The sequence below is a fragment of the Pseudomonas sp. NBRC 111139 genome (genome assembly GCF_001753955.1).
Lineage (GTDB): Bacteria > Pseudomonadota > Gammaproteobacteria > Pseudomonadales > Pseudomonadaceae > Aquipseudomonas > Aquipseudomonas alloputida.
Map to the genome: position 1 here is coordinate 35,282 of NZ_BCBP01000078.1, position 6,000 is coordinate 41,281.

At 55.0% G+C, this 6,000-nt stretch carries 8 protein-coding genes; all 8 read right to left on the reverse strand.

All coding sequences use genetic code 11. The annotated features are described in order from the left end of the window. Positions 1-83 precede the first annotated feature (83 nt). On the reverse strand, positions 84-407 hold the full coding sequence (locus tag BJQ17_RS25720; RefSeq protein ID WP_041925835.1) for a hypothetical protein: 324 nt from the start codon (positions 405-407) through the stop codon (positions 84-86). 102 nt (positions 408-509) lie between these two features. Beyond that, on the reverse strand, positions 510-668 hold the full coding sequence (locus BJQ17_RS31835; protein WP_156342200.1) for a hypothetical protein: 159 nt from the start codon (positions 666-668) through the stop codon (positions 510-512). A gap of 151 nt (positions 669-819) precedes the next feature. Then, a complete protein-coding gene (locus BJQ17_RS25725) occupies positions 820-2,295 on the reverse strand; it encodes a DNA cytosine methyltransferase (RefSeq protein ID WP_054925959.1) in 1,476 nt (491 codons plus the stop codon). Between the two features lie 167 nt (positions 2,296-2,462). Then, the gene (gene rdgC, locus BJQ17_RS25730; RefSeq protein WP_060501065.1) at positions 2,463-3,383 is read right to left on the reverse strand and encodes a recombination-associated protein RdgC; all 921 of its coding nucleotides are present in this window, start codon (positions 3,381-3,383) and stop codon (positions 2,463-2,465) included. A 113-nt stretch (positions 3,384-3,496) separates the two neighbouring features. After that, positions 3,497-4,285 (reverse strand): hypothetical protein, encoded by a 789-nt coding sequence (locus BJQ17_RS25735; RefSeq protein ID WP_054925956.1) that lies wholly within the window; start codon positions 4,283-4,285, stop codon positions 3,497-3,499. Positions 4,286-4,297: 12 nt separating this feature from the next. Continuing rightward, positions 4,298-4,618, reverse strand: a complete 321-nt coding sequence (locus BJQ17_RS25740) for an Arc family DNA-binding protein (protein WP_082420986.1) — start codon at positions 4,616-4,618, stop codon at positions 4,298-4,300. Between the two features lie 51 nt (positions 4,619-4,669). Then, complete coding sequence (locus BJQ17_RS25745) at positions 4,670-5,074, reverse strand: TraR/DksA family transcriptional regulator (RefSeq protein ID WP_054925954.1); 405 nt, start codon at positions 5,072-5,074, stop codon at positions 4,670-4,672. A gap of 247 nt (positions 5,075-5,321) precedes the next feature. After that, on the reverse strand, positions 5,322-5,828 hold the full coding sequence (locus tag BJQ17_RS25750) for a hypothetical protein (protein ID WP_054925951.1): 507 nt from the start codon (positions 5,826-5,828) through the stop codon (positions 5,322-5,324). Positions 5,829-6,000: the final 172 nt, after the last annotated feature.

Below are 6,000 nucleotides of genomic sequence, written 5' to 3' on the forward strand. Positions count from 1 at the left end.
AGATGCGTAACGCGGGTCTGTAATCGGCAGGCACAAAAAAGCCAGGCATAGCCTGGCTGGGTTGATGGGTGGACACATCTCGATCAGCTCTGCCGGGCCTGCCGCAGCCGACCTGGTGTGAATTTGCCTGAGAACGAGAAGCCGAGATCCCTAACTCTCTCACGGACCTTCAGCTTGTTGGATTTGTCACCCCGCTCCTTGTGGAGCTCGACATGCTCTGCCTCCACCTGGAGTAAGAATTCGACGTCCTTCTGACACAGCTCCAAGGACTGCTCCAGTTTTTTTCGGTCCGAAAATTTCTTTCCGATCAGAGCGGCCGAGGCAGCAGCCAGGACAGTACTGGTGACAGCTGCAAATGCATTTATCAAAGCGGATTGAACTGCAGGATCGTTGATTGCGAGAAGCATGATGGCCCCCTGAAAGTTAACTTGCTCCAAGGGGATGCTTCACAGAAACCAGTAAACCACAGGCACAAAAAACCCGCTCGATCGGCGGGTTCTTTGTGAAGGTCAGTGCTTGGGGGTGGTCTTGGTTGAGCGGTCGCCTCCGCCGGCCTTGGCCATTTCAGCCTTGATGGCTTTATAAGCACCCACCAGAGGCGCAAAATAGATGCGCGGAGCCTGTTTTGCAGCACTCAGAAATTCAGAAGTAAAAGTCATCGATTTCATGTTCGCCCCCTCTCTGGGAAAACTAGTGACTAATGTATAGCAAATTAGGTTGACGGCATCAAGCGCCTGAAACAATTTCATCGAGCAAAGAAAAACCCGATTCGCCTAAGCGAACCGGGTTTGAGTAGCGTTTAAGGCGGCACCTCACCAATCAGATCAGTAAAGCCAGTGATCCAGTTTGGAATTTCTCGGGTTCCGCGCAAACCGCCTCGTCCATGCTGGCTTGAGCTGATCGCGACGGAAAGTTAACCACGTTATTGCGGGATGACATGAGTGCCCGCCCTATTTCCTCACCCACTGAAACAAACTTAGGAAAGCAGACGCTCTGACCACATATTTCATGACCAATCGTTTCAGAAACCCCATCGGTTAACCCTGCAGGAATGCCTTTGAGCCTTTCATGTTCCGCTTTAGTAAAGAGCCTGCTGAGTCCTGGATTTTCGGGATGCAATATGAAGGGTTCGGTACTTCTGCCCTTCTTGTAGCCCGTCCCAAGCGTGCCACAACCAGATTCATTTCCTGTTAGTAATTGCCTCGCGAAACCCTTGCCTTCAGCCTTGTCTCTTTTCTCCTTAGTTGCCAAGTATTCATAGGATTTCCAAGATTCGTCGTCGAGAGGAATGTCATCAAGTATTGCATTGATGCATGTCTCTCTCACCTTGTTCACCTTCAGATTTTCAAACGAGAAAGAGTCCCCAATACCGGGAGTTATTGCCACAACGACCAAGCGTTTCCGGTGCTCCAGCGTCCCGTAGTCCCATCCATCAAGGACTGCTTCATGAACTCTGTATCCGAGGTAGATAAACACACTTCGGATAGCCGCCATGGAAGCTGTATTTGCGTACTCCCCAACATTTTCAATCAGCGCAATACAAGGATTGACATGACGGAGCCAGTTGAGATAGTCCACGAAAAGCGCGCCTGCGTCAGCATGCTCCTCTGCAAAAGTCAGTTTATTTTTAACCTTACCGCTCTTTGACGCTGCTATACACGGAATCCCTCCAAGCAAAACCTCACATTGCGGCGTATTTTCACTTAGATACACATCCCGAACATCAGAGTTGATCGCAATTGAATCCTCTGTCCAAATTTCAGTGTTATTCCGCATTGAGCAGTCGAGATACTCGCTTTCTAGCTCAACACCGACTTGTAAGAACGAGCCTACACCCGACCGCATTAAGCCAGAGTGCACTGCGGCATCTAAGATCCCACCGCCATGAAAAAGACTACATACAGCGAGCTTCTGGCCACGGTCCAACTTTTCTTTCATGCGCTTGAGGCGCTCGCGGATCTTGGTTTGAATCTGCAAAGCAGTGATCACAATCCGGCCACGACGAATCGCAACGCGGACCTTATGATCATCTTCAAAGACTTCACGAATTTGCTCTGAACGCAGGTCGATTACTGGATGAACAACCCCATTGCGCTCACGTTTTGATACGCTGATGCACTTTCCGGCGAAGCCGGATTGAACCTCAATTAGCTCTAGACGTCGGGCAACCTTGTCAGACTTAATCGAGTATTTATTGCCAATCTGAACACCCGCTGTCAGCAGGTGACGGCCTTCCATGAAAACACGTGAAACGCCTTTCGATTCGCCAATTTTTGCGTTGATGATGGTGGTCATTATGCTGCTCCAAGTAGTCGACACAGCTCCCCTGACGGGGACTGAGCCCGAACGGGGAAATGACAAACTGGTTGTCCGTACACACCTGGAATGCGGAACAAGGCTCCATACTTTTTTCGGGCAAAAAAATGCCCCCGCTATAGCGGAGGCTTGGGGTCCTGCTTGGTTCAGATGGACGCCGGCACTTCCTCACCACCCAGCGCCTCGTACAGAGCCGGGAGGAATTCGGCGAAGGTCATCATCATCAACACGAACGTGGCGTCAGCCTGCGCCAGGGCATCTTCTCCCCCATCCTGGGAAGCCTGCTCCTGAAGCAACTCTTCGAACTTCAAGCGTCTGATCACCAGCTTGTCGTCCAGAATGAATGACAATTTGTCCTGCCAAGCAAGCGAAAGCTTGGTCGCGACCTTGCCAGTTGCCAGGTGATTTTTTATTTCGTCGCTGGTGAGATCCTGCCGCTTGCAGCGAACTGACCCCCCCTCTTCATGGGTATCGTGCAGTTCACATTCGTCCAGGACGTAGAAGCCTTCGCTCGCCTGGCCGGTTTTGAGCCAGTCAGTGAGGGTCGCGCTCGGGGCGATCTTCACAGTCACCGGGCGCACCGGCAGGGATCCCATTACTTCACGGAGCGTGGAGAGCAGATCCTCAGCACGTTTGGCGCTCGCATTGTTGACGATAATCAGCCCGAGCTTGGGCGCGATGGTCGCTGTGATCACACTCCGACGGATAAACGCCTTCGGCAGCATGGCCTGGATCGTTTCGTCCTTGATCTGGTCACGCTCTTTCTTGTAGACCTTGCGCTGCTGAGCGTTCTCTATCTCCTCGACCTTCTCCTTCACGGCATCATTGACCACGCTTGCCGGCAGGATGCGCTCTTCCTTCCGAGCACTGATCAGAAAGAAATTCCCGCTCTGGTGAACGAGTGGAGCATCCTCCCCCTTGCCCAGCGGCGCGATGAAGCCATAGGTGACCAGCTCTTGCGAGCCGCACGGCCGTGCCGGCTTCGACGCCAGGGCGGCTTGGAGCGTATCCGCGGCAAATTCAATATCTTGGGTCAGGCGGTAAACGGTCAGATTCTTAAACCACATGGTCATGCCTTGTTAGGTAATGTCGGTGATGACAGCGCCCTCATGAGCACTGTCTTGAATGATTGAGGTTGAGGCACCTGAGTGCTTTCTGATGGGGCAAGGTGAGCTGACGATCAGCCGGCAGACGCGTAGCGAAGGCAACCGATCTCTTCGGCAGGGTTAGGCCGGTCGAGCTCAGCCCACCATCCTCCCCACTCCTCACAACTGATCGGTCGCGTTGTACCAGGTGCCCCTTCTACGCAGAACTTGCCTAAGTCCGACGACCAGGTCACCACCAACAACGAGGCATCGATGCCCTCCTTCCCACTCCAGTTCCAAAACTGACCGGCACTTTCCGGAGCCTCCAGCGACCAGGTCCGACGCGTGCTCCCCTCAGTAGCCCGCTGGCTCCCAGTAGGCGCATTTTCCAAACGGGCGGATGGCGAGCTGCTGAAAGTTGCGAGGGTGCCTTCATTGGCCGTCTGCTGCAGCCAGGGCATCGGAGAGTTCATGTACGCGATGTAGTTGGCAAAGAGATTCGCTGTGTCACGCACCCCTACCGCGGTCGCATACTTCAAGAGTTGGGCCGCCTGCGCTGGTTGAGGCGCTGCGAGCAGCTTTCGCAAAAACACCGCTTCAGCGGCTGAGAACTGATGGCTGCCGGCATGGCCGCTGGCTCCTGGTGGAACACTGAGCCCCGCGGCATGCGCTTCGATCATCGCCCGGTCGACCTCCGCATCGAGCGAGCCCCCGCTCAGCAGTGTGTCGATACCCATACGTACCATTGGGGTGTTCGCTTTACCGGTCCTGAGGGCGGGGCCACGCAAGTAGAAATACCGCTGGGCAGCCTTCAAGAGCAACGCAGCAAAGTCGGCAGTGCCGGCGCCAGTTGCGCCCGGAGCTACATCAAGCAAGTTCCCCATGGCGGTCGTCCTTCACTGCGCGCTGGCGATCGCCAGTCGTGGCGGCTGCTGCAGACCTGGCTTGTGAGTTTCGTTGCCCAGAGTAGCCTTGAGCTCCGCTAGCTCACGCTCCAGCTCCTCACAACGCCGGGTAACCTGCGCCAGCGTACGCACTGTTAGGTCGCCGTGCTCATCCTGCTCGATGCTCAACTCAAGGCGGGCGATGATTTCGGAGTTCATGCTGCGGTGATGGTCTTTCGCAATGTCGGCGATCTTCGCTCGCATGCCGTCAGGCAAGCGGATCACGAATTTATCCGCTGTGCGGGATGTATTGCGGGGCTGGGACTTGGGCATGGGTTTAACCTCAGTATGACGGGGGCTGGCGACGACTCAGGTGAAGAGTGATTACGCTGCGCGAAGGTGCCGGGATTTGTTTTCGCGGCTCTCCTTGGCCTCGACAGTCAAGAGCGAGCGAGGATTTGAGAGTAAGCGACGGAGGCCAATTGGCTCACCGGTGTCCTCGCACCAGCCGTAGCTACCGTCTGCGATGGCAGACATAGCCTGCTTGATATCGCGCAGACTTTGGTTCTCGCGTTCGATGCTGCCCAGGATGGACTGGCGCTCTTGCTCGATCAGTGCTGCGTCGACTTCATCAGGAGCTTTTTCCAAGCCCGTCAGGTCGATGCGCAGCTGCTCGATCCGCTCCGTGGCAGTAGCGCTTTCGCTCACCAGCAGGTTTTTGAAGAACGCTACTTGCTCAGGGTTCATGTACTGGTCGTCGGGCTGTTGCAACAGTTCCTGAGGGGTCATCGATTGGGCCTCGTGATTGGTTGGGTCAATGTGCCTGGCGCCAGCGTCTCGACGATCGATACGGCAGGTTGATGGCACCATGCTGTCATTTTCACACGCACCGATATTACGGACAGTATCCGAAACGCACAACAGTAAAATTACACATACGTGTTATGCATGCAGAAATAAATTTTCGCCCGAACGTCCGGGTTTTCTGCAGCCGTAAAAAAACCCCAGCGCTAGGCGGTGGGGTTTGGGTGAATCGTTATGCCGCTTCCGGCTGAAGGCTTCGTTTGTCCACGTAGATCTCCTGCACGAGCTGAACTCGGTCTGGATTCTGCTGCGCGAATTGAGCAAGAGCGGCGCCCGGGCTACCACCACCGCAGCGGAACGTTTGGAGCCCATCTTCGTTTGGCATCGAGTAGACCAGCAAGAACGCGGTGTCCTCGTGATAGCGGTTGGCTGCGTAGTCGGCAGCTTTTCCTGTCAGACCGGCCATTTCAACAACCCACTGCAGGGTTTGAGTTCGAACCTCAAGCTCGATCATCGCCTCCTCGCCAGTGCGGGGGAACTGAGCCTGCGACATATCGCGACCCATGTATGCTGTCTTCGCTTTTTCGAACTGACTGAGCACAAGATGTGCGAAATCGCCGAACTGGAAAGCCAGCTTGGCGCGCATTAGGTCCAATGGCTGATAGAAGTCAGGAGCCTTCCAATCAGCTGGTACACGGCCTTCAGTGGAGACTGCTACTGCTTGGTTTGGGTTAGTCATGGTGCGGCACCTCATGTGCGTTAAGTTTGTAGGTGGAGATGGCCCACACGGACATGTATGACGTGCGGCCTCTCCCCTAGCGCTGGGTGCATGGCGCCGGCATACCAAAGGCTCACGCCGCTTGCACGTCCAGGATGTGTAGATCTGCAGGGACGCTCACGACATCCCCAAG